Consider the following 1,180-nt stretch of genomic DNA (forward strand, 5'->3'; position numbering starts at 1 on the left):
GGGCTAAGTAGCAAAATGTGTGTCCGCTACGGCGTGTCGTGGGTTAGTGGATCCAGCCTTTTTGGATGCCAAGGTTGTGTTGGTACTCGTCTCCGATAGCGTTGTCGTAGAGCGCTGGTCTACCTGTTTCCTGGTTGCCGGTGTTCTGTTGGGGTGTGGTGATTACTTTGGCGAGTGCATCACGCCCCCAATTAGCTCGGCGAGCGATATCAGCAGGATTTTCATGAGCTTCGGTGCGAAGGTAAAGCCACCAATCCAACATGAGTCGCTGGTGTTCTCCTGAGCGTCCACGATGTAGCTTGGCTACATCTTTTAGTGGGGAATTGAAGCCGCCTTCCAGCCTGTTGGTTGTCGATGCCCATATCGTGGTGTCCAACCCTTCAGGCGGTGGCTGAAGGTATCCAAACAGCCATTTGTTGCGTTCTAGGTTTGCCAAGCTGTTGTAGGCTTTGCGCACTCTGTCGTGGGTAAACGCCATTGCTCCAGTGTCTGGGTTGCGTGTTTTCTGGTTCATGTAGGTGCGGTAGACACTATGGAATTCTTGTAGTCTGGCGGTCCATTCAGCAGCTTCTTTTACTGTGTTGATGTTGGTGAGTTTCAGTGCCAGATTGTAGATGGCTCGTCCTGCATCGGTGCGTGGTCGTGAAGTGACGTACTGGCGGACGACGCGTTGAGCATGGACCAGGCAGCGTTGGATGCGCGTGGATGGCCAGCATTGTTTAATCGCTGAATAGGCGCCTTTTCCACCGTCGAGTACGACTACGAGCGGGGCTTGCAGCGGTTCGAGGAGTCTGCGGTAGGCCTTGGTGCTTTCGCTTTTGACCCAGACCCAGTTGATGACGTGGGTGTCTGTGCAGGCGATAAGCAGTAGCCCGGCGCCGGTGTGGGTGCCGTCGATGAAGATTTGATCGTGGATGCGGTAGCGATCCAGGTGGTCGGGGATTTGGATGTACCAGAAAGTTTCGAATCGTCGGTTCAGTGTCCATCGTGATACTCCGTGCTGTTTAGCGCATTCAGCCATCGATAGCTTGCCGGTGACATGGTCTATGAAGACGTTGAAATTCGCAGCATAGGCACGATCTGGTCGGGTGTTGGTGCTGGATGCTCCGCAGGTAGTGCAGCGCCAACGAGTGGTTCCTTTTGAGGTCGTGCCGTTGCGTTTCATTTTTGATGAACACAC

Annotated in this window: 1 protein-coding gene; it reads right to left on the reverse strand. The window is 53.9% G+C overall.

Features of this window, described 5'->3' with window-relative positions:
- Nucleotides 1–43: 43 nt before the first annotated feature.
- Nucleotides 44–1,180: an IS1249 family transposase gene (locus HMPREF2559_RS12320; protein WP_148138772.1), complete on the reverse strand. Its 1,137-nt coding sequence runs from the start codon at nt 1,178–1,180 to the stop codon at nt 44–46.

The organism is Corynebacterium sp. HMSC072G08 (assembly GCF_001809185.1).
Classification (GTDB): Bacteria; Actinomycetota; Actinomycetes; order Mycobacteriales; family Mycobacteriaceae; genus Corynebacterium; species Corynebacterium phoceense.